This is a genomic window from Cupriavidus sp. 01L46, assembly GCF_056399905.1.
This window is the reverse complement of the sequence record NZ_JBFTSF010000001.1, coordinates 103,180-124,746: the sequence shown is the minus strand read 5'-3', so window position 1 is coordinate 124,746 and position 21,567 is coordinate 103,180. Positions and strand designations below refer to the sequence as shown.

Below are 21,567 nucleotides of genomic sequence, written 5' to 3'. Positions count from 1 at the left end.
ATGACACCTAGGCGGCGCTTCGCACCGTCATCGCCTGGCGTTTTTCCGCCTCTTCAGGCGCATGGCGCGCTGTAGGCAATCGCGCGGCGCGCATTGAGCGCATTGACCTCCCCCATCGGGATGGGATCTGCCTGCGCGCGGCCTACACCCTGCGCGCCTTCACGGCCTCCACCTTGCTGGCCGTTATCGGGTAAGAGTTTCACGCGCCGCTGGCTGCCGGGCGCGAGATGGAACCAGTCGTGTTCCGCGCGAAAGGCGATATCGTCGATGTGCACCCAGCGCGCAAAGCGCCGGGTCGATACCGTGAGCCACCAATCGCCATCCTCGCGCGCCACGCCCACCGTCAGCTCCGGCGGCTCGAGAGCGGCCGCGCTGCGCTCGGGCAGGTAGCAGGCCTGGCTCAGCAGGGCGCCGTCGCTGGGATCGACCAGCGCGGCGCGCACCACGTCATGCAGGCACGGCCCGAAGCGATAGGCGTATGTGAAATCGAAAAAGGCCCCTGCCAGCGCGGCGCCGCTGATGTGCTGCGTGGAGCGCGGGGCCAGGCACACATCGCGCGCGACATCGAGTAGCGCGGTCTCGCCGCCGCGCCAGCATTGCAGTTGCAGGCGCACATTGCGCGGCGTGGCGCGCTCATTGATCAAGTGCAGGTGAATGCCATTGAGGCCTTCGTCAGTGATCAGCACCTGCAGCGGCTGCCACACCTGGCGCAAGGCATGCCAAGCCGACTTGGGCCGGGCCAGCGCATCGACAATGCCCCAGCCCGCGCCCGGCAGCAGATCCTGCAGCTGCCACACCAGGCCGCCCGAGCAGGTCGAGCCCGCTCGCCGCCATTCGCTGAAGACGTCGGTCATCAGCTCCGCCACCACGGCGCGGGACAACGCCAGGTAGCGCGCCGTGTCCTCGTAGCGCAGGCGCGGTGGGTCCACCTTGAACAATTCTCGCAAATAGTAGTCGCGCACGTCTTCGAAGTCCCAGCCGCTGCCGGCATCGCGCGGCACACGGGCCTTCCAGCGCGGATCATGCACGGGCGGCACCGCGAGCGCGTCCGCCAGGGTGCGTGCGCATGGCACGTTGGAGAACGCCAGGCACTCCGAGGTAAACCGCACATTGGCGCGGCGCGCGTCGTCAAGCGGGCGCTGGTACGCGCCCACGCCGTAGTAGTGCGTCACGCCGCTGTCGGCCTGGAAGGGCCATGCACCGCCGCACGGCGAGTTGCGCACATAGACCGCGTCGGGATGCCAGGCCGCAATGCACGCCGGAATGATCTCGTCGAACAAGGGCTGGCGCCAGCTGGCCGCAGGCGTGCCCATCATCGCGGCCTGCTGCTCGGCTTCGCTGCCGCCGCACAGCACCGCCACGCTGGGATGGTGGCGATGCGCCGCCAGCCACTCGCTGACCTCGCGCGTGGCCTGCGCCATCAGCGGGCGCGCGGCCTCGGCGCTGGCCGAGTAATCGAAGTTCGCGAACATGAAATCCTGCCAGACCAGCAGGCCAAGCGCGTCGCACGCGTCGAAGAAGGCCTCTCCCTGGTAGCAGGTGACGCCGCTCACGCGCACCATGTTCATGCCCGCGCCGTGCGCCAGCGCAAGCCACTTCTGCACTTGGTCGGGCGCATCGGCGTGGCCGGCAAGGTCGTGGCTGGTCCAGCAGGCCCCGCGGCAGAAGATGCGCTCGCCATTGATGCGCAGCGCAAACGCCTGGGCGTCCTCTTCTCGGTCCGCCAGGCCGTCGGTGCTGCCATGGACGGTTCGGTCGAGCTCGATACGGCGAAAGCCAACCTGCCCGCACGCGATGCGCTCTTCGCCCAGCCGCAGATGCACCGCATAGCGCTCGGGCTCGCCATGCGTGTGCGGCCACCACAAGCGCGGCTCGGGCACGGCCAGCTCGCCCTCGTAGGCGATGCCGCCGGTGCCCGCGTCCACGGCTTTCATGGGTGCCTCGCGGCCATCGGCGCACAGCATGATCGCCATCGCCGGCGGCAGCGATGCCACGTCGCGCAGGCGCAGCCGGATGACGCCACCCTGCGCGGCATCGGCGGCCAGGCTTGCCTGCAGGTCCAGGCGCGCCGTCAGCAGCGGGCTCGCGTCGGTGGCAAGCGCCAGCAGGTCGATGCCGCGCCAGGGCCCGATCGTGTGCACGCTTGGGCACCAGCCGGGCATGTGGCCGAGCAGCGTGGTGCGGACCAGGCGCAACGCGGGCGGCGTGATCATGCGCGGCCTCCAGCGCACCGGGCCGCGCTGCGCGCGCAGCCAGCGGTGCAGCGAGCGGAAGCACAGGCAGAGCACATGCTCGCCATCGAGATGGAGCTCGGCCTCGAACGCCGTAAACATGTTCTGCGCGTCGAGCACGCGCACCTCATCCAGCCAGACCTCGGCCACGGTGGCCAGGCCGTGCAGGCGCAGCCGGTACGCGCCCGCGCCGGACACCGTCACGCGGTACCAGTAGTCGTGGTCGTGCAGCGGCCGCGGTGCCGCCGCCTGCCATTGCCCCGCAGCCTGAAGCGCCTGTGCCACCGTCCCGGGCACCTGGGCCGCCATCCACGGGCCGCGCCCGGCCAGCGCCGCGGGCGATGCCACGGCGCCGGCGGGCGTCTCCAGCAAGGCCCAGTTGCCGGCGAGCGGCTGCCGGTGCACGGGCCGCCCGGGGACGGGTGTCAAGCCAAGCGGCGCATGCATGGCAGGCACCCTCAATACTCGGCTTCGCCCACGTAGCCCGCCAGCGCCGGCACCGCGGCCTCGTAGGAGGCCTCGAGCTGGTCCAGGCAATCCCGGCAGCGATCCACGCGGCGGCTGATGATGGAGCGCACCAGGCGGAACTGCATCACCATGGCCTCGGACGCGAGCTTCTGGCACGCGCCCGCTATGCTCTCAGGCATCGGCTGGCCATGCTGCGCCAGCCAGCGCAGGTACTGCCCGAGCAGCTCGAAGTTGGCGCCCAGCTGGCGCAGCACGCTAAAGGCGTAGGGATGGAAGGTCTGCTCGCCACCGGCCATCAGTGCTTCCTGATGCGCGGGAAACGCCGTGCGGAATGCCGTGATGGGATTCTGGCGCGGACGGCGCGCCAGGTGCTTGCGCAAGAGCGCCAGCGAGGCGCGCACCAGCATCGTTCCTTCCAGCGAGGGGAACCGGCGGCGCGCCACCTCGGCATAGGGAAACAGCAGGTTCACGTCGTCCGCCAGCGCGGGCAGGCGGCGGAACAGCCCGGCGTAGTCCTCGCCGGTGGCCACGTGATAGCCCTCGTTATGGTAGTAACCCACGGACTGCGCCTCGGGCATCATCACGTCGATGCCGATGGTGGTCTTGGTATGCTCGCGCCGGTACGACGTAGCCCGGTTGTCCGGCAGGTAAAATCCATCCACCTCGAGCAGCACCACGTGGCCGCGGCAGGTCTGCCCGGCGACGCGGTCTTCCATCGACTCATACAGCGACAGCTCCTGCACCACCACGCCGTAGAGACGTTCGAGATCGTCCGGCGGGTATTTGAAGAAGGTGAACTGATCGCCCTCGAAATCCTGCGACACGGTGAATCCGAGCGCCGCAACCGGGTCCAGCTCCCAGCCGTGCAGCAGCTCGATCCACAAGTCCACATAGCAGTTGGTCTGCGGCCAGACGGGATTGCCATTGTGCAAGGCGTGCGACACGTGCATGCCGCGCTCCAGGTTCCGCGGGTCAACGAGCATTACAGCCCTCCCAGGGTGGCGCGTACGTCCTTGGGCCACAGCGACAGGTCGAAGCCGTGGTGGCGCAGCAGCGCCAGCGTCAGGCGCTCGATGCCAAATCCCGCGCAGCCGGTGTGCGCCGGCTCGCCGTCGGCGGTACGCAGCGTCCACACCTGGCCGAAGTGGTCCATGTGGTAGTTGAAGCTCATGCACGCCGTGGGCGGGGCGCCCTCGTTGATCGGGACCAGCAACTCGAACTTGAGCTTCAGCTCGCGCTGGCAGTCCGCCACGATCTTGCCGCCACGCCCGAAGAACGGGTCATTGGCCACCTCCACCTCGTGCGGGAGCTCGAGCATGGTAGCCAGCTGCTGGCCGCGCTCCATCCACAGCTGACGAAAGGCGATGATCTGCCCGGCGTTGCCCAGGCGCACGTACTCGCGCTGGCGGAACATCTGCATGCGCGCCGGATCGATCGAAGGCTCGTGGCGGAAGCAATATGACAGCACATCCACCACCAGCCCCTGCGGCGGCATCGGGCCGCGCCGCGCCACCGCCGGATAGATCGGGTAGCACGCGGCCGGCGTGAGCACCACGCGGGTCGGCCGCTGCTCGTCGGCCCATTCCTCGCCTGCCTCCATCCGTGCAAGCAGGCGATGATGGTCGCGATCGCTGCCGCAAAAGCTGTGCACGGTGCCGGCCAGCTGCGGAAAGCTCTTCAGGTAGCCGCTAGCCTCGAAATCCTCGCGCGACATGGCGGGCGGAAAGCGCATCACTTCCGCGCGCTGGTCGGCACCGAGCGCAGTGACGGCCACGTTCAGGCCGTCCGCGATGGCCTCGAACACCGCGCTGCGGCCATAAACGCCATCGACCCCGCTCGGGATCAGCAGGCCCGCCTCGATCAATGCCTGCTGGTAGCGCCGCTGGCCTGCCTGCGGATCGCTGTACGAAGGCGTAGCGGCCGACGCGGCGGCGGCGTCCGCGGGCGCGGAGTTGGCGCGATCTTCCACGCTGACGTTGGCATCCATGTCGTGCTCCTTAGCTGGAACGCTCGGCCAGCAGCAAGCTAGCGGTATTGGTCAGGATCCGGTCGTTGTTGATCATCAGCGGCGCGGACCAGAGATCGCGCAGGTGACGCCCGAGGCTGTAAGGCGTGCCTTGCTTGTAGCCGGCCATGCCGCAGATCATCATCGCCTGCTGCACCACCTCGATCGCCATCGTGCTCACACTGGTCTTCAGGCCGTTCATCTCCGCGGCGAGCGAGAACAGTGCCGACACCGAGAGGCCCGCGTGACGCTGGCGCTGGTGCTCCAATGCGAGCTCAAGCCGCCCTTCCATCATCTGCACCATCGCCACCGCATCGGCCACCCGCGTGGCCGACGGCGGAAGCGACCCCGGGCGCGCACGCGCCTGCCCCTGGAAGAAGGCCTTGGCGCGCTGCACGGCATCGCCAGCGATGCCGGTCCACAAGGCGGCCCACAGGATGTGCGAAACCGGCGTCATGGTGCCGTCCGCGATCTCGCCGAACGCCACCGGCAGGATCTGCTCGCAGGCGCCGCGCGCTTCCAGGCGAAAGCCGTTGCTGCAGGTACCACGCATGCCAAGGGTGTCCCACGTGCTGAGGCTCTGCAGCGTGAAATCGTCTTTGAGCAGGCACACCATGACCTGGTCCGAGGGCGAGGCATCGGCATGGCGGCGCGCGGTGGCCAGGATGGCGTCGGACTGCGCGCCATAGGAAATCGTGGGCGCCATCTTGAGCAGATGGAATCGGTCGTTCTCGACATTGACGGCGCAGCCGCTGTTGCGCAGGGCGCCGCCGATGGCTTCCTCGGACGTGGCCGAGGCCAGCAGCAATTGCTCTGAGGCAATACGTTGAAGCAACTGCTCGTGCCAGGGGTTACCTGTTCCGTGCTCGACGATGCAGGCCACCTGGATCTGGTGCATGGCGTAGACCATGCCGGCCGAGGAGCAGGCCGCACCCAGCACGCGGCAGATGGCCGCGACCGTGTCGAGCGACGCGCCTGCGCCGCCGTGCGCCGCGGGCACCATGGCGCTAAGCAGCCGGTGCTGCCGGATTGCAGTAAACGCGTCGTGCGGGAACGCTGCGTCGCGGTCGACCTGATCGGCGTGCTTGGCCGCTTCGAGCGCGGCAAGCTGCGCCGCCGCCATCAGCTCGGCGGCAGTGCTGTGCGCAGCCATCGGGCGTGCCAGGTCCACGCGGGCTAAGGGGGGGCTCATGCTGCCTCCTGTTGCCGTCTTAGCTGCTCGGCCGCCGCTGCCAGCGAGTTGACGCTGCGAAAGAGCTGCCGGGTCAGCATGGCGTCCGGGATCTCGATGTTGAATGCGTTTTCGATTGCCAGCATCACATGAACGGTGGCAAGCGATGACAATCCGGCTTCGTAAAGATCGGCCTGGTCGTCGAGCGCGTCTACCGACACGTCGAGCCGCGCCACCTCGGCAAGAATTTGTCGAATGGTTGCCTTCATCACTGGTTCTCCTCGGTGAGGATGCTCGGGTCTCATCATTGGGCCGCAGCTACCGGCCGGTTTCGGTGCGCTGGCCCACCAACTTTGCATGTAGGTTGGCGGCGCGGGCGCACTGGGGGAGAAGGACTCAGAACGCCTCGCGTCCCGTCCAGCCATACAGCGCCGTGCGCAAGATAATGTGCAGGTCCAGGCGGAAGGACCAGTTGCGGATGTAGAAGATGTCGAACTCGATGCGCTGGCGCATCTTCTCTACCGTGTCGGTCGGGCCGCGAAAGCCGTTGATCTGCGCCCAGCCGGTGATGCCGGGCTTGACCCGGTGGCGCAGCATGTAGCGATCGATGACTTCCTTGTAGAGTTCGTTGTGCTCGATGGCGTGCGGGCGCGGGCCCACCACCGACATCTCGCCACGCAGCACGTTGATGAACTGCGGCAGCTCGTCCAGGCTGGTGCGGCGCAGGAAGGCACCGATGCGCGTGACGCGTGCATCGCCGCGCACGGCCTGGGTCACGCAGCCCGCGTCTTGATGCTGCACCATGGTGCGGAACTTGTAGACGTGGAACGGCCGGCCATCCATGCCCAGGCGAGTCTGGCGGAACAGGACAGGGCCGGGAGACGAGCGCTTGACCAGCACGGCGATCACCAGCAGCAGCGGCGACAGCCCGACCAACGCCGCCAGCGCGAAAGCGCGGTCGAAGCTGCCCTTGAGCAAACCCGTGATGCCCGACTGCGGTGGGCTGTTCAGGTCGATGACCGGCAGGCCGAGGAAGTCGCTGAAGCGATGGCCGAGCAGTTCGACCGCCATGATGTCGGGCACCCAACGGATGTCGATCAGGTCGTTGCGGAAGTGGGAGACCACGTCATAGAGATCGCGGCACGCAGCCATCGGCAGCGTCAGCCAGATCTCGCGCACGCCGTTGTTGCGCACGAACGTGCAGACCTGCTCCAGCGAATCCAGCCGCGTTACGCCCGCGGGCACCGGCTGCTCCATGCCTTCGTCGTAGATGCCGGCCACGTCGTAGCCCGCGCCGCGATTGTTCCGTACGCGCTGGTACATCTCGTGGCCGAGTGATCCATAGCCCAGGATCACCACACGCTTGGCATTGATGCCAAGCTCGCGCACGCTGCCCAGCATGCCGTAGAGCACCACCCGGGAGGCCAGCAGCATGACGGCCACGCTCAGGACCCAGCCCATCGACCAGAGCCGGGACAACGCGGCCGACTGGTGCATCAGGTACGCAGTGACCAGGCCCAGCATGCACACCGCACCCCAGGCCGCGAGCGTACGCACCGCCAACGCGGCACGGCTGCGGCCGCGCCAGGAGTTGTACAGGCCACAGGCGGGGAACACCAGCAAGGTGCTGACCGAGCACAACACGGTGATGAAGCCATGGACCGGGGCGGCGCCACGCAGGCCTTGGGGGAACAGCAGTTCGCCTACCACCGCGCCGCAGGCGGCAACGATGGCCGCATCGGCGAAGCGATACAGGATTTGGAGGGCGGCCTGCCTCTCGGCAACGAATGCGCGAACCGTCGACATGATCTGCCTCCATCCGGCGAGCCGGACTTGCTATGCAGATCATGGTTACGCCGCGGCAGCGCTACCGTCTGTTTGCTTGCGCACAGACGGGCTCGGGGCGCGTGCTGGCGGGCCGGGCCTCCCGGCTCAGCGGAGCGGGGCGGGGGGCTGGCAAGCCAGCACCGCGGATCCCTCGCGCTGGCCAGCCCATTCGCGCCATTGCCCGCGCTGGAACGGCTTGTCACGCCCGGCCAGCCGGGCGGCAATGATTTCAAGCCAGTGATGCGTGGGCGCGGCGACGCCAACCGCCGACACGCCCAGCATCAGGACGACCACCAGCACGGCTGCCAGGGCCGGCGCCGAGCGGGCCGGCCGCCGGCCCCAGAAGATGAAGCTCAGGCTGACGGCAAAGCCGAGCGCAAGCCCGCTCAGCACTTCCGAGCCTGAATGCGCCTGCAGCTTCAGCCGTGAGACGCCCACCAGCAACGCTAGCAACAGGCCGATCCCGCCGGCGCCAACGGCAAGACGAGGATGCCGAGCCGACACGATCAGGTAGAACAGCACCGGCAATACCGACGCCGACATCATGCTATGGCCGGAAACCCCCGTGAAGTTGAGCGCCGCGCAGCCAATGCCCCAGCCCATGAAGGCCAGCTTGGAGGCCAGCACCACCGCGGCGGTCACGCCGAAGCTCAGCACCCAGCGGCGCGCGCTGGCAACGGCGCCGGCATGGAACAGCCATGCGGCGATCAACACGGCGCAGGGCAGCAGCAGGGAGGTTTCGCCGAAGCGGGAGATGAGGTGCCAGGGAATCATGATGGCTGTTGGAGGGTCGAGCACGCGAGCAAAGTAACACAGTTGCATAACAGCCTTCCCCGCAGGCTTGCCGGCTGCGCGGGCCTTCGGGCCGGCTTCAACCCAGCCAGAAGCATGAGGCGGCCAAGGTGCCACCCGCTGGCCATGCGGCGATGCGAAGCACGCACTGGGCTGGCGGGTTTCCCTAGGCACTGGCGGGCAATCCCTTCAGCCATGTGGCAGTTGCATCTTCTGGTCGATACAGCTACCGCGGGTGTTTGGCTATCGTCGGAGAGTGGCCCGCCGAGCGGAATCGAGCTGGCCACTTTAGAGTCCGCATGGTCCCCCGGTCGGCGGACTCTTTTTTTGTGCGGCGCCTTTGGATTTCGGCAATTATGCGGGCGGCCAGCGCAGGCAGGAAAAGAAACAGGCCACGGTTTGCCGCCTCTGCCAGCCGGCTCAACCGTGGCCATCAAGATCCGGCGCAGCATGCGCTGCGGCCGAAACGCGCGTGCGCGCATCCCTGCCGGCATGCGCACCGGAAAAGCTCCGGTCCCCCGAACACGCGCTCGTCGTCGCCCCCTCTTGCCTTACTCTCGTTGTCTTGTGGCGGATGAACAGCCGGTGGCATCCCGCACTGCTACCGGGATGCCCTGGCTAGCGGCCACGGCCTAGCCGGGCGCCGGCTCATGCACGCTCTCCAGCGCCGGTTCGCTTGCCACCACCACGCAGTACTCGTGGCGAGCAAGCAGTCCGGCCCGCACGGATGCCACCTGCCTGCGTGCTTCCTGCTCACCGGCAAAGGTAGCTGCCGCGATCGCAGCAGCCTCGCAGGTGTAGCGCCTGCCATGCAACTCTCCGCGATACAGCAGCGGTTCGTCGCGCCCGGTAGTCAGCCTGATTTCGTAGCAGCACGCCCACTTGCCCCGGCCCTCCGGCACGGCAAAGCCGCGCACGACCAGGATATCCAGCCCGTTTTCCATACGACCCCCTGTGCATCGCGCGGTGGCCGGCTTGACATTGAGCGTCCCGGCTTCATGACCCGTGCACGTTCAGCATAGGCAGTCGCAGTGGCGCGCGCATCATCCCCTTGCCGTAGACCCACCTGAACAGATGGGGGAGGACGGTGGCATGGCAAAGGCCCGGCGCGGAAAACACTGGCCCCCGGCGCGCACCAGCGCCACCGCAGCCCGCGTTTGCTCGGGCGAGGCTGGCACCGGCAGGCAGCCGCTAGCGCCAAGGCCGGCGGCGTAGCGCGCGAACTCGGGGTCGGGGGTCTCGCACATGACCAGCCAGCGCCGGGGCGCCAGGCGGGAGTGCAGTGCATCGAGCAGACGGAACGAATCGGTATCGGTGCCGCTGCAGTCAAGCAGCGCGAAATCGATGGGCCCCGGCGGTAATTCGGCTGGGGTCGCCTCCAGCAGCCATTCGGGGGTATGCGATAGCACGGGGGCGAGCGCGGCAAGCTCGCGGAGGTGCCGCAGCACACCTCGTCGCAGCATCATGTTGTGGGCAAGCAGGAGCGTTGTCATCGGCTGTGGGCGACAGCGGGTTGCGTTGGTTGCGCGAGGTGCGCTTAGCCAGCGAGTGCCGGGACCGGCTTCCCGCGAGAGCCACTTGTTTGTTGATCAGGGTAGCAAGTGCAGCACTACGCCGCCTCGTGCATTCGGATGAGGCAGCGTGTTGCAGAGGATGGAGTCGCTGGTGCTCTGGGCCGCCGGGCGCCACTGCGCGCGCCCAGCGGGACTAACAATCAGGCCGCCTGGCAGACACCGGCCAGCTCGACCGGCGACGGCCCCGCGCCGCGAATCGGCACGGCAGCGGTTGCCGGGCCCGGCCAGCTCAGCTTCGCGCCGCGCTGCAGCGCTACGTAAACCGCCTCGCCCTTGTTGCGCACGTGCAGCCGCTGGTAAAGGGTGCACGCATGCGTCTTGGCGGTAGCCACCGAGATGTTCAGCAGACGGCTGACGGTCTTGATCGGATAGCCGCGCGCCAGCAGCGCCAGCACCTCGTACTGGCGCTCGGTAATATTAAGCAGGTGCGATCCGGCCGAAGGCGTTTCCGGCTCGGGGGCGGTGTCGCCCGGCAGATGCTGTGCCGGGTGGACGGCAGCGTCATGTTCGCCATCGACCTGGGTCGGTCCGGCGTGCATATGCAGCGTGGCCAGCGACGGCCTGGCCGGAATCGAGGGCCACGGCACAGGACTCGCGTCGGCGCGCGCCGCCTGGGCCCGGGCGGGAAAGCACTCGCCGTCTGCAAGGACAAGGCGGATCGCCGCATCCAGCATGTCGGCGCTGCAGGCCTTGGACAACAGGCCGCGCACGCTATCGGGCATGGAGGTACCGTTCTGCGGCGACAAGATCTGCTCGGATAGCACCAGGACCCGCTTGGGCATCAGTGTCTGGCAGGCCTGATCCAGTTCCTGCCAGCTCAACGCCGGGTCCGCCGACAATCCGTAGATCATCAGGTCGGCATGGCAGAGCCACTCGGCTGGATAGGGCAGGGCGCCGGGATCGATATCGACGAGGTCGCCGTGGAGGCCGGCCTGGGTCAACAAATGGCGCAGACCCAGGCGCAGGAGGGGATGAGGCTCGATCAAGAGGATTGTGGCCATGGCCGCTCTCTTTTTTTGTTACGGCATGGCGAGCCCCGCGACAACCCGCACATGCTAACGGAAATGCCCCACTATGCTGCGGTTGCATTTCCATACGATCCGTTTCGTCTCCAGGCCGTGGCAGCGTACCCGTCCAGGTCCCGCTGCCCGACTGACCATCCCGTGGAGTCGCTCTCGAATCGCCCCGTTTGCGCTTTCTTACGCTGTAGATGTTTCTTAATTCAGAGTTAAAGAAGTCTAACTCTGGGTCTCAGGATATGCACTGGCGGGGGTGAATGCAAGTCAGGGTTACACCGGGCGAAGCATGTCGTGCAATGTCAGCGGCGTTGGGCTGCGCGGCCGGATCGGCCTACCGCAGGTGGCAAACCGGCGAAAATGGGGGATTTTGCCGGTATAATTATCGGCATTAAACTTCACTATGCATTTACACCCGGATGCATTTAGCGATTGAATAAGTGCCTTATGAATCAAGATCTTAGCGACCAAATCGAACGTTGTCATGCAACCCGGTAAGGCCCCTAGCCTGAGTCTCACCCGCAGCGAATTTGCCGCTGTGCGGGCCTACGTGCAAGGCATGCCGGCCGCCATGGTAGCCGGGCGCTACCTCTCTGATGACGACGACGACGATGACGCAGGCGGCGAATCCGCCTTGCGGCTGTTGCTGGGGCTGCGCGACCGCATGGTGCAGTTGGCGCACCTGCATAGCCGGCAGGATCTGGCCGAACTGCTGGAAGGTGGCCCCGGGCGCTCCAACCGGGGCATGGACCGCCGGGTCGAAGCGCTGGCCGAGCTGGAACGGCTTGGTACCGCCCAGCCCCGCGCCGATCACGGCATCGAGCTCTGGTTTTCCCCCGCCCTGGCGAGGCGCTTGCGAGCACAAAAGATATCTAATCTGCATATTTTGGTGGATCTTGCCAACCGCCACGGCAATGCGTGGTGGCGTTCGGTGCCCCGCATCGGCGCCCTTGCCGGAGCGGCAATCAACCGGTGGCTGGCCGATCATCGCGATGTGGTGCGGGATGAGCGGGGAGAACCTTTGCTGCGGGAGCACGTTTTCGCGCGGGGCCGCCTGGCCGAAGCCACGCTTGGCCCGCGCTTGCGCCAACTGGTGCCGTTTGAGCTGATGCGCGAAGAAGAATCGGGTACGGTGACGGCGACTTCACCTGATAGTGATCTAAAAGGCTCTTTTATAAGCGATCTCGCCGCCGTTCGGGCTTGGCTCGCAGCAAATCAGGCGCAGCAAAGTACCTGGCTGGCGTACCGTAAGGAGGCCGAGCGGCTTTTGCTCTGGACGGCGATGGCGCGATGCAAGCCGCTGGCCATGCTGGATCGGCAGGATCGCCAGGACTATTTGGCGTTCCTTCGTCATCCTGCTCCCGTACAGTTGTGGGTCGGTCCGCGTGCGCCCAGGGAGTCGGCGGCATGGCGCCCGTTCACCGGTCCGCTGTCGGAGAGCAGCGTGCTCCATGCTTCGCGCATCCTGGGCGCGCTGTTTGAATGGCTGCAAAGCCAGGGACATGTGGCGGAGCACGTCTGGCAGCCCGAGAGCCAGTCGAAGAGGATGGCGCCGCGCATGGCCGTGCCCGTGGCCGCCGGGACCACCCTTGAGTCCGAATCGCTGGCCAGATTCCTTGCCTGGCTAGCGGCCCAGGGCCGGGATCCCGAAGGCATTCGCTATCGCGCCGCCGAAGCGGCAGTCCGCTTGTTGCAGGAGCAGCCCATCGGATTTGCGAGCCTGGCGACGTTCACGCGCGGCAAGCTTAGCGAGCACGAAGAAGTTGGTACGCATGAAGAAGTTGGTACGCCCTGTGCCGAGGAGGGGCACGGCGAGGGTGAGGGTCTAAGCGAGGCGGCTCGCAGCGCACTGGAGCGTCACTGGCAGGACCGCGGGCTGGATTGGAGCAGGCAGGCCGGCCAGCCGATCGTGCTCGTCGGCCCTCCCCGGCTTCCGCCTACCGGCCGTGCCAGGCGCAAGGCGGAGAGGTCGCCGGGTGCAGGCTACTCGGTCAGGGGATTGCATGCCTTGCTGAGCCAGGTGATCGAGCGATATCGGGAGGCCGAGGATGCCGAGTTCGCGGCCCGCTCGCCGCGCGACCTTGCAGGGCGAAGAACCCGGGTGAAACGGATTGGGGCGGGAGTCATGGCCCCTGAGGCTTCCGGGGCCTGCACAGCGGATCATGTTCATGTCGTTCCGGCCTTGGAGTGACCGGATGGGGTGGGTGATCGCTGCCCTTCCCCCTCGACTCCGACTATGCAAGCTGCAGCTGTCAGCTAGCGGTCTTTTCCAGGCCAAAACGCGCCTTGAGGGTCTCGACCAGCGCTTCGCGCGCGCCTCGGTCGCTCACTTGCACATCCAGCACCACGCGCCCGGAATCCCACTCCTTGATCGTGCCCAGCAACTGCCCAGCGTCGCTGCGGATCTTGTACTGGCGGCTGATCTCCTTGATCTTGCGTGCCTTGCCTTCCTGCGCGTGCTTGCGAATCGCCTCGACCTCACGGCTGGACAAGCCCTCTGCCATGATGCGCGTGGCCAGGTCCCGTGTGCGGTCCTCTCCAACGATCTTGCAATAGAGCGTCAGCTCATAGCCGGTGGCAATTCCGATTGCGCTGGGACGCTCGCGCATGACGCCCAGGACGGACTCGGGCAGTCTCAGCAGCGCCAGTGTCTTGTTGACCGTGCCGGCTGACATCCCTGTCAGTTCGCAGATGTCTTCCTCTTTCTGGACCTTGCCTTCGTCGAGCAGTTGCCGCCAGGCAATCGCGTTGTCCAGCGCCGACTGGTCGGACCTTTGCTCATTGAGCAGGAACGACAGCCGGTAGAAATCCAGGTCATTCAGGTTGCTCTCGATGAAGCATTCCATCTCGAGCTTGCCCGCGGAGGCCAACGCCCGCTTGCGGTAGTGGCCATCGATCAGGATGTAGTGCCCCGGCCGGGCCAGATCCGGCGTAGCCAGGCCCGGTGTTTTCTGGCCGTGGGTGGCAATCGAAGCCGCGCGTTCCTGCACCACCACAGGGTCGTAGATGCGGCGGGCATTGAACGGATTGTCGTGGAGCTGCGCCAGCGGCACCTTCATCAGGATTCGGCCACCCTCCTCCTCGGACTCACTTTCAGCGCTGAAAATGGGGCTCGGTTCTCGGCCGCGCACCTGGAGCAATCCGTTGGGGTGCTGCGAAATTGCCGCTTCGGCGCGGGCAAAGCGATCGATCGCGTCCCCTCGTGTTTTTTCTGCCGCCATTCCCGCCAACATGCCTGCCTTGAGGCTTTTCAATTTTGTCGCCATACCTAGTGCTCAATCAAAGACAATACTTCGTCGACCATCATGTCGACTTCCTGCACGGACTCGCGCGCCCCGGCCACGCCGTGCACGGTGCAACCAATCGCCTGGCATTCGCGGAACGGCGAGCGCGAACCGATCATCGATTGCATCAACGGGATTTCCAGATCATCCCCCAAAATCTCAATCGCCTGGCGCGCAATGGAAACGCGCCGCTGCACCATGTTCGCCATGACGCGGATCCGCAGCGTTTCATTCTGGACCTGAGCGTGTTGGGCTAGGGTCTTGGCGGCCACCGCCGCCCAAAGGTCGGGAGGCGATGGGACGACCGGGATGATAGCCAGATCGGAAATCAACAGGGCGCTCGAGGGCGCAGCCGAATGTACCGCCGGAGGGCAATCGACCACGATGTAATCGTAGTCCTGGATGAATTTCCTGACTTCGCGGTGCATTGCGCCGCCGGACGGCGCCAGGCCGATCACGGAGGCAGGAAAAGGCCGCTCGTCGCTTGCCTGCGCGGCCCAGCGTGTTGCCGTGCCTTGCTCGTCCATATCGACAAGCATCGACCGCGCGCCGCGCAATCCGAGCGTACCTGCGAGATGCATGCTGACTGTGGTCTTTCCGCACCCGCCCTTTTGGTTGAAGACCGTGATGATTTTAGCTGGCACTACGACCTCTCTTTCAGCGCTGAAAGCGCGATTATCGCTAGCCGCAACTTTAGTCAAAGTGACGTGCTGGCTCAACTGTTTTTTGAATTTATATTTTAAATATAATATTAGCGAGGATATTTCGCGTTATGGAAACGATAGATTTCCACTTGAAATGCGGCACGGAATACGCCTAAAGTAGCGATAGTGCGTCTTTCGACGCACATGACACAACTAGACAAACTGGTTATGATGCCCGCAACAGTCGAGTCAAGTCGTGTCACCTCGTCGGCGTCCGTTCGGTAACTACGAGAACTTAGCGTGCTTGAACGGTTGTTAGCGTTGTTTGCGTTGTGTACAAGAACTTGCTTCGAAAGGAAATTCACATGACAACCGGTACGGTCAAATGGTTCAATGAGACCAAAGGCTTTGGCTTCATTACCCCGGATGACGGCGGTGCGGATCTGTTCGCGCACTTCTCCGAAATCCAAGGTTCGGGCTTCAAGACGCTCAAAGATGGTCAGCGCGTCACGTTTGAAGTAAAGCAGGGCCCGAAAGGCTTGCAGGCATCCGCCATCAAGCCGGCCTGATCTCACGAATCACGCCGAAATCGCAAACTACGCCGGGCTTTCGGGCTTGACGTGGTGAGTAAAGCAAAAGGCAAGCGTTTCACGCTTGCCTTTTGTGCTTCTTGCGGTGCGACAACGTCTGCTCTGCATCCAGGCACCTTCGCGCCATTTCCAGGGGGGCTTTAACGAAAAACCCGCCAGCTCATTCAGCAGGCGGGTTCGGCAATGCATGTGCCCAGGCTCAGGCGAGCTTGCGAACGCTCGTACGGGAAGGCTGCAGGATCAGGGCCTTGGACGAATCCGCATCCACCTTGGCGCCCGGATAGACAACCAGCACATCCTTGAGCGCCTTGCGGAACAGTGCACGGAATTTCCGCTCACTTTCGGTTTCGGTGCCGAACTGCATCTGCAAGGCCTCCCACGGAATCTCGGTACGCCGCTGGATCGTGAAGAAGCGGTAGGTCAGCCAGGAGTATACGTCCAGCGCGAACGGCGACTGCTTGAGCGCCTTAAGCGCGCGCATGTCGACCGGGACGGGCCGGTTAACCAGCTCATTGAAAAATGGCTCGGACAGCACCACAAAGCTCTCGAACATCGAGCCCTGCCCCGGCTGCATGGGATCCCACCAGGTCGACAGCTGGTCTGCCAGCAGATAGCCGACGCGATCGATCGAAAGCGGCTCATGGCTCTGGTTCTGATTCTGGCTTGGCGTGGACTTGTTCTGAACGATGGCAATGGTGGCGGAGAACAGGCGGATCATCTGCTGTCGCACCAGCGTCATGGTGCCACGCTTGCCACCTGTGGCCATCGGAATGCCCAGGTTGTACATGAACTCGGACAGCGAATTGCCCAATGAGATGCGGCGGTCCTCGACCGTCCCGGTAAACTCGCCGCGCTTTTTCTTGGCCATGATCTCCTTGCCGATCCAGGCAAGCATCAGGCGCGGATAGGAGCCATAGGGATAGCCGAGCGAGACCGTTTCGGACACCAGTTTCTGGCGACCGTTGCTGGCCTTTTCTGAACGTTGCTGCGTGAAGTACCCAGGCTGGATCATCAGCGAAATATTCCCGCTGGTCCGCGTCCACACGGGCGGCGCACCTTTTGGCGCCCGGTAAGGCAAGGTGACCTGCACACTGGCCCGGCTCAAAAAGCCGACTTCGCCACTTTGCCAGGCATCTTCCCGTTCCATGGCCTGGGCTTCGTCGAACAGGCGCTGGAATTTCTCGGACGGAACCAGACTGTTCTCGTCGCCGGGAACGATGATGCGGGAGGGCTCACTGTCCAGATCGGCTGGACCGCGGGACCCAAGGATGGTCTGGTTGCGTTTGATGGGCATATTGGCGTGCTTCGGAATACACGACTTTTTACGCGAAGCAATCCGCCTTGTCACGCAGAAACGGGTTCGGTAGACGAATTTCCTGCAATGCCGCGTGTTTTGGGTGTGCTGGGTCTCATGGCTGATTGCATGGTGGACTACGGTGGGCAATCCCGAAGGGTTGTCCACGGAAGGCCAGCCATCAGCTACCGGTAAACGTTAAGAGTATGGGTTAACTACTTGTAAACCGTATACGGGAGACTCAGGACCTTGATTTGTATGAGGAAAAACACCCTCCGCGAACCCGATTCTGCGTGAAACCGTACTCGATTCTGCGAAGTGCTGTACCAGATTCTGCGGTATACCGAACCCGTTTCAGCGCAAAGCCCGAACCGGTTTCTGCGTGGATAACTCCCTGTTCCCACAGGCTTTTCCACAGCTGGGGACACCAAAAGCGTACCCGTTTCTGCGCACGCCGAGCGTTTTCAGCCACGTATACCGCGTAAACCGGCGTTCCGGAGTAGTTATCCCCGCAGAAATTGGTACGCCTCCAGGTTTACCAAAGCCTCTCCTGCTGCCCTGCGTACCCAATTCTGCGTCGCGAAGGCCCTCGCCGTTCCATTTGCGTACCCAATTCTGCGCTGCGGCATTTGAAAACAGACTTTTCGGGGCTCGCTGCCCCGAAGCGTACCCGTTTCTGCGGCGTACCCAATTCTGCGAACCTGCCTTCCGAATCACGCGGCACCAAAAGCGTACCCGTTTCTGCGTGCCTGCTGCGACCTCGCTTTCCTCTTCGCGTACCCGTTTCTGCGACATCGAAGCCGGTCGTCCTGCGCACAGAATTCTCTTCTTTCTATTATACATAAGACTTATATCGAAAGCGAGTGCTTGCACTCAAAAAAAGCAAATAAGTAAAAGGACTTTTGCAGGCGTACCCGTTTCTGCGTATGCCTCCGATCGGGCTGTCGCCGGCACGGGCATCTGCTGCGGGCACCAGTCAGGTGTGCGTACCCGTTTCTGCGGCCGTGACAGGGCCGAGAGGGGCGCTATGCGTACCCATTTCTGCGGGAAAAAGACAAATTCCTTCCTGGGCAAGGACTTTGGGAGGGGAGGAGACGGGGAATGCGGTCGAGGGCCCGCCTGAAGGGGACGGCTGAATACCGGAAACGCGATTCCGGTCGTTGCGCGTACCCGTTTCTGCGCGATTTCAGGTGTCTGAGCTACTGGACGGCGAGAAGAAAAAAAAACGGGGCGTACCCGTTTCTGCGTTGTGATATTGCGTCAGTCACCCCCTTGCGGGATGCCTGCGGAGGTGCTCGCAGCGCCCGAATGCCGACACGCAGTGGAGTTTCAAGCAGTGCGTACCCGTTTCTGGCGGCAGAGAGCGGAGCGTACCCATTTCTGCGTGCCTTTTGAGGGGGAGGCCGACTGCGTTGCCAGGTGGGAACAGCGGCGCCGTCCCTGTGGCGATCTCGCTGCGGTGCGGGATCCGGGCGAGGCCAGGAGGATTGCCGGACAAAAAAAACCCCGCCTCGAGAGGCGGGGTTTTCCTGACTGGGCGCACCCCCTAGTGGGGTGCCAGTCTACTGCTTACAGCGGCGTGATGTTCGCAGCTTGCAGGCCCTTCGGGCCGTTCTTGACTTCGAACGACACGCGTTGGTTTTCCTGCAGCGACTTGAAACCGTCGGAGCGGATTTCAGAGAAGTGCGCGAAGAGATCGTCACCGCCAGCGTCCGGCTTGATGAAACCGAAGCCCTTGGCGTCGTTGAACCATTTAACGATACCGGTTTGCATGGTATTGCTTTTCCTGGGAAAAATTTAAAAGAAACGGATAGCTCACGCATATCCGAGCAAAGCAACTCAAGGAAAGGACACCATGGACAACGGAAGTACCATGACGGTGGCTAACGAATGTGCTGTTGCCTCGTCGCTTGAATCTAGCGGGGTTTATACGGCGGATTAGCGTCAGCGTCAAGGTAGGGTCATTCTGGATGTCTGCCTGGATCCACTACGAGCCATCGTCGGGTCATCACGTTTTTCAGATGATTCCTATTCGCCGCTAGTGCTGTGCCGAGGGGGAAATTGCCCGACAGTACGCTCGGCGGGTCTAGGTGCACGGCCCGCAACCTCAGCCGCATGTGCAAGCCGGAAGCACGGCGCGACCACGATAACAGGAGACCCCATGCCGATACAGGAACCCATCAGCCAGCCCACACCACCCGCCGCCGCCGGCACTTCGCTGGCGGAACGCTGGTTCAAGCTCAGCGAGCACCAGACCGACGTGCGCACCGAGTTCCTGGCGGGGCTGACCACGTTCCTGACCATGGCATACATCATCTTCGTCAACCCCAGCATCCTGGGCGATGCCGGCATGCCGAAGGACGCCGTATTCGTGGCAACTTGCGTGGCGGCCGCGATCGGCACGTTCATCATGGGCCTGTATGCCAACTACCCGATCGCGATGGCGCCGGGCATGGGACTGAACGCTTACTTTGCCTACACGGTCGTCAAGGGCATGGGATTTCCCTGGGAGGCCGCGCTGGGCGCCGTCTTCATCTCAGGCTGCCTGTTCCTCCTCGTCACCTTGTTCCGCGTGCGCGAGATGATCGTCAATGGCATCCCGCACTCGATCCGGGTGGCGATTACCGCAGGCATCGGGCTCTTCCTTGCCATCGTCGCGCTCAAGAACGCCGGCATCGTCGCCGCGAGCCCCGCTACCCTTGTCACCATTGGCGACCTGCACCGGACCCCTGCCATCCTGGCGATCGTCGGTTTCTTCGTGATCGTCGCGCTAGACCACCTCAAGGTCAAAGGCGCCATCCTGATCGGCATTCTGCTGACCACCCTCCTCAGCTTCGCAGTGGGCGACAACACCTTCCACGGCGTGTTTTCCGCCCCGCCCTCGATTGCGCCGACCCTGTTCAAGCTGGATATCTCCGCCGCACTGTCGATCGGCATCATCAACGTGGTGCTGGTGTTCTTCCTGGTCGAACTGTTCGATGCCACCGGCACGCTGATGGGCGTGGCCAATCGCGCCGGGCTGCTCAAGGCGGGCAAGATGGACCGGCTGAACAAGGCGCTGATGGCCGACAGCACGGCGATCATGGCGGGCTCGTTCCTGGGCACTTCCTCCACCACCGCTTACATCGAGAGCGCCTCCGGCGTGCAGGCAGGCGGGCGCACCGGGTTGACCGCCGTCACCGTAGGCGTGCTCTTCCTCGCATGCCTGTTCATTTCGCCGCTCGCAGGCACTGTCCCGGGCTACGCCACGGCGCCGGCCCTGCTTTACGTGTCCTGCCTGATGCTGCGCGAACTGGTGGATCTGGACTGGAGCGATGCGACCGAGGTGGTGCCGGCTGTGCTGACGGCGCTTGGCATGCCTTTCACCTATTCGGTGGCCAACGGCGTGGCCTTCGGCTTCATCACCTATGCCGGGCTCAAGTTGCTGACCGGACGTGCCAGGAGCGTCCCGCTCATGGTGTGGATCATCGCGGCGGTCTTCGTCTTCAAGTTCTATTACCTGCCGGGGCATTGAGCCTACTGGCGCCCGTTTGAAGGACCGCGTTGGCGAGCGTTTGCCGGGTGACGAGAAAAGCGTACCCGTTTCTGCGTGGCTGGGCGTGGCCCTCCCGTCCTTCCCCTCCAGACGGCGCCGTACCCGTTTCTGCGTATCCGGCGCACACCGAGGCATGACACCCGCGTACCCATTTCTGCGTGGAATGTAAGTGACCAATTACCTCGCATGGCAGATAGTGAGTGCCAATGTGCTCATACTAAAGGATGATATTCGGTTGAGTACCCATACTGAGGACTGGACAAACTGGCCTAAATGCACTGAACTAGAGGCGTGGCAGATTGCGGGGCGCTTCAGGGCGCCCCTTCTTGACTCCGGCACTCCGGGGCCGCGCCTGCTGGCTCAGCGTCTTCAGGCCTGCAATAGCGACAACAACAAGTCCACCTTAAATGCGAGGGCAGGGACTGAATGAGCAGACCATCGCCAAGATGGCTTCGCCACCACGAAAGGAGCGCGCGGAGACACGCCCGCCCGACAAGAGCAAACAATAAGACTAAACAAAAGTGGTAATCGCGAACGTGTAGTGCCGGGGGTGTTGTTCAACGGGGATCAATCATGACTGCAGGAGAAATCCGGCGACCCGCCATGGGGCCCATCAGCGAGTCCGCCAGTCTTTCCATTCACCGTGCCTGGGCGGCTTTGGGAGAAACCGCCGCCGAGCCACCGCGCCGAAGCCGCGTCAGCGAGCGCGGCGATCCTGCCGCCAGTACCGTCGAAGCGTTCCTGAGCCAGGACCAGGCGTTGCCGGCGTACGTGCGTGCCGCGATCGAACAATTGCTGCAGCGGCAGCGATCGGTGGATGGCGAGCTGTCCCGCCAGCGCGCGCTGCTGCAGGAATGGATTCTCAGCCAGTTGACCTACAAGGCGCTCTATTACCGGTATTCCGGGCAATCGCCTGAAGCGCCACGCGCTGAGTTGATGCGCGAAAAAGACCAGGTGCGCCGGCGTATTCGCGACCAGCTCCATGCCGGTAGCGACCACACCGCCATTCTTGGCGAGCAGTCCCGCAGTCTGTCCAAGCCGTAATGCCGACGTTGCGCGTGGGGGAACTCCCCCAACCGACTCAGCTTGACCGCACACAGAGCCCGCACGAGAGCGGGATCGCGGTGCAAGCCGGA

18 protein-coding genes are annotated in these 21,567 nt (G+C 64.2%); 4 read left to right on the top strand and 14 right to left on the bottom strand.

Annotated features, from left to right (window positions below):
* Positions 1 to 53: 53 nt before the first annotated feature.
* From AC1DS3_RS00530 to AC1DS3_RS00485, 10 genes are all read right to left on the bottom strand, one after another.
* The gene (locus AC1DS3_RS00530; protein ID WP_441632598.1) at positions 54 to 2,678 is read right to left on the bottom strand and encodes a glycoside hydrolase family 2 protein; all 2,625 of its coding nucleotides are present in this window, start codon (positions 2,676 to 2,678) and stop codon (positions 54 to 56) included.
* An 11-nt stretch (positions 2,679 to 2,689) separates the two neighbouring features.
* Positions 2,690 to 3,682 (bottom strand): DUF1839 family protein, encoded by a 993-nt coding sequence (locus AC1DS3_RS00525; RefSeq protein WP_477109227.1) that lies wholly within the window; start codon positions 3,680 to 3,682, stop codon positions 2,690 to 2,692.
* Positions 3,682 to 4,686 (bottom strand): amino acid--[acyl-carrier-protein] ligase, encoded by a 1,005-nt coding sequence (locus AC1DS3_RS00520; RefSeq protein ID WP_441632594.1) that lies wholly within the window; start codon positions 4,684 to 4,686, stop codon positions 3,682 to 3,684. The genes AC1DS3_RS00525 and AC1DS3_RS00520 overlap by 1 nt, the downstream gene beginning before the upstream one ends.
* A 10-nt stretch (positions 4,687 to 4,696) precedes the next feature.
* Positions 4,697 to 5,896 carry an acyl-CoA dehydrogenase family protein gene (locus tag AC1DS3_RS00515; protein WP_441632592.1) on the bottom strand — a complete coding sequence of 400 codons (1,200 nt, stop codon included), beginning with the start codon at positions 5,894 to 5,896 and terminating at the stop codon, positions 4,697 to 4,699.
* Positions 5,893 to 6,144: an acyl carrier protein gene (locus tag AC1DS3_RS00510; protein WP_441632590.1), complete on the bottom strand. Its 252-nt coding sequence runs from the start codon at positions 6,142 to 6,144 to the stop codon at positions 5,893 to 5,895. The genes AC1DS3_RS00515 and AC1DS3_RS00510 overlap by 4 nt, the downstream gene beginning before the upstream one ends.
* A gap of 127 nt (positions 6,145 to 6,271) precedes the next feature.
* Positions 6,272 to 7,681: an undecaprenyl-phosphate glucose phosphotransferase gene (locus AC1DS3_RS00505; protein WP_441632588.1), complete on the bottom strand. Its 1,410-nt coding sequence runs from the start codon at positions 7,679 to 7,681 to the stop codon at positions 6,272 to 6,274.
* Positions 7,682 to 7,807: 126 nt separating this feature from the next.
* A complete protein-coding gene (locus tag AC1DS3_RS00500; protein ID WP_441632586.1) occupies positions 7,808 to 8,476 on the bottom strand; it encodes a phosphatase PAP2 family protein in 669 nt (222 codons plus the stop codon).
* Between the two features lie 650 nt (positions 8,477 to 9,126).
* On the bottom strand, positions 9,127 to 9,438 hold the full coding sequence (locus AC1DS3_RS00495; protein WP_441632584.1) for a hypothetical protein: 312 nt from the start codon (positions 9,436 to 9,438) through the stop codon (positions 9,127 to 9,129).
* Between the two features lie 99 nt (positions 9,439 to 9,537).
* A complete protein-coding gene (locus AC1DS3_RS00490; protein WP_441632583.1) occupies positions 9,538 to 9,987 on the bottom strand; it encodes an ANTAR domain-containing protein in 450 nt (149 codons plus the stop codon).
* Between the two features lie 221 nt (positions 9,988 to 10,208).
* Positions 10,209 to 11,069: a response regulator transcription factor gene (locus tag AC1DS3_RS00485; RefSeq protein WP_441632581.1), complete on the bottom strand. Its 861-nt coding sequence runs from the start codon at positions 11,067 to 11,069 to the stop codon at positions 10,209 to 10,211.
* A 499-nt stretch (positions 11,070 to 11,568) separates the two neighbouring features.
* Between AC1DS3_RS00485 and AC1DS3_RS00480 the strand changes: the two genes are divergently transcribed.
* Positions 11,569 to 13,275 carry a phage integrase family protein gene (locus AC1DS3_RS00480; protein ID WP_441632579.1) on the top strand — a complete coding sequence of 569 codons (1,707 nt, stop codon included), beginning with the start codon at positions 11,569 to 11,571 and terminating at the stop codon, positions 13,273 to 13,275.
* 61 nt (positions 13,276 to 13,336) lie between these two features.
* Here AC1DS3_RS00480 and AC1DS3_RS00475 read toward each other — a convergent pair whose 3' ends face one another.
* Together AC1DS3_RS00475 and AC1DS3_RS00470 are read right to left on the bottom strand one after the other, a co-directional pair.
* Complete coding sequence (locus AC1DS3_RS00475) at positions 13,337 to 14,350, bottom strand: ParB/RepB/Spo0J family partition protein (protein ID WP_441632577.1); 1,014 nt, start codon at positions 14,348 to 14,350, stop codon at positions 13,337 to 13,339.
* 2 nt (positions 14,351 to 14,352) lie between these two features.
* Complete coding sequence (locus AC1DS3_RS00470) at positions 14,353 to 15,012, bottom strand: AAA family ATPase (RefSeq protein WP_006159055.1); 660 nt, start codon at positions 15,010 to 15,012, stop codon at positions 14,353 to 14,355.
* A gap of 365 nt (positions 15,013 to 15,377) precedes the next feature.
* Here AC1DS3_RS00470 and AC1DS3_RS00465 point away from each other — a divergent pair, with 365 nt between their 5' ends.
* Positions 15,378 to 15,581, top strand: coding sequence for a cold-shock protein (locus AC1DS3_RS00465; protein WP_043352637.1), 204 nt, complete (start codon positions 15,378 to 15,380; stop codon positions 15,579 to 15,581).
* A 220-nt stretch (positions 15,582 to 15,801) separates the two neighbouring features.
* Here the strand turns inward: AC1DS3_RS00465 and AC1DS3_RS00460 are convergent, their stop codons facing one another.
* Both AC1DS3_RS00460 and AC1DS3_RS00455 read right to left on the bottom strand, forming a co-directional pair.
* Positions 15,802 to 16,896 carry a replication protein RepA gene (locus AC1DS3_RS00460; protein WP_441632574.1) on the bottom strand — a complete coding sequence of 365 codons (1,095 nt, stop codon included), beginning with the start codon at positions 16,894 to 16,896 and terminating at the stop codon, positions 15,802 to 15,804.
* 1,569 nt (positions 16,897 to 18,465) lie between these two features.
* Positions 18,466 to 18,669, bottom strand: a complete 204-nt coding sequence (locus AC1DS3_RS00455; RefSeq protein WP_006159057.1) for a cold-shock protein — start codon at positions 18,667 to 18,669, stop codon at positions 18,466 to 18,468.
* Positions 18,670 to 19,057: 388 nt separating this feature from the next.
* Here AC1DS3_RS00455 and AC1DS3_RS00450 point away from each other — a divergent pair, with 388 nt between their 5' ends.
* The gene (locus tag AC1DS3_RS00450; RefSeq protein ID WP_441632572.1) at positions 19,058 to 20,410 is read left to right on the top strand and encodes an NCS2 family permease; all 1,353 of its coding nucleotides are present in this window, start codon (positions 19,058 to 19,060) and stop codon (positions 20,408 to 20,410) included.
* Positions 20,411 to 21,004: 594 nt separating this feature from the next.
* On the top strand, positions 21,005 to 21,475 hold the full coding sequence (locus AC1DS3_RS00445; RefSeq protein ID WP_441632570.1) for a hypothetical protein: 471 nt from the start codon (positions 21,005 to 21,007) through the stop codon (positions 21,473 to 21,475).
* Positions 21,476 to 21,567 lie beyond the last annotated feature (92 nt).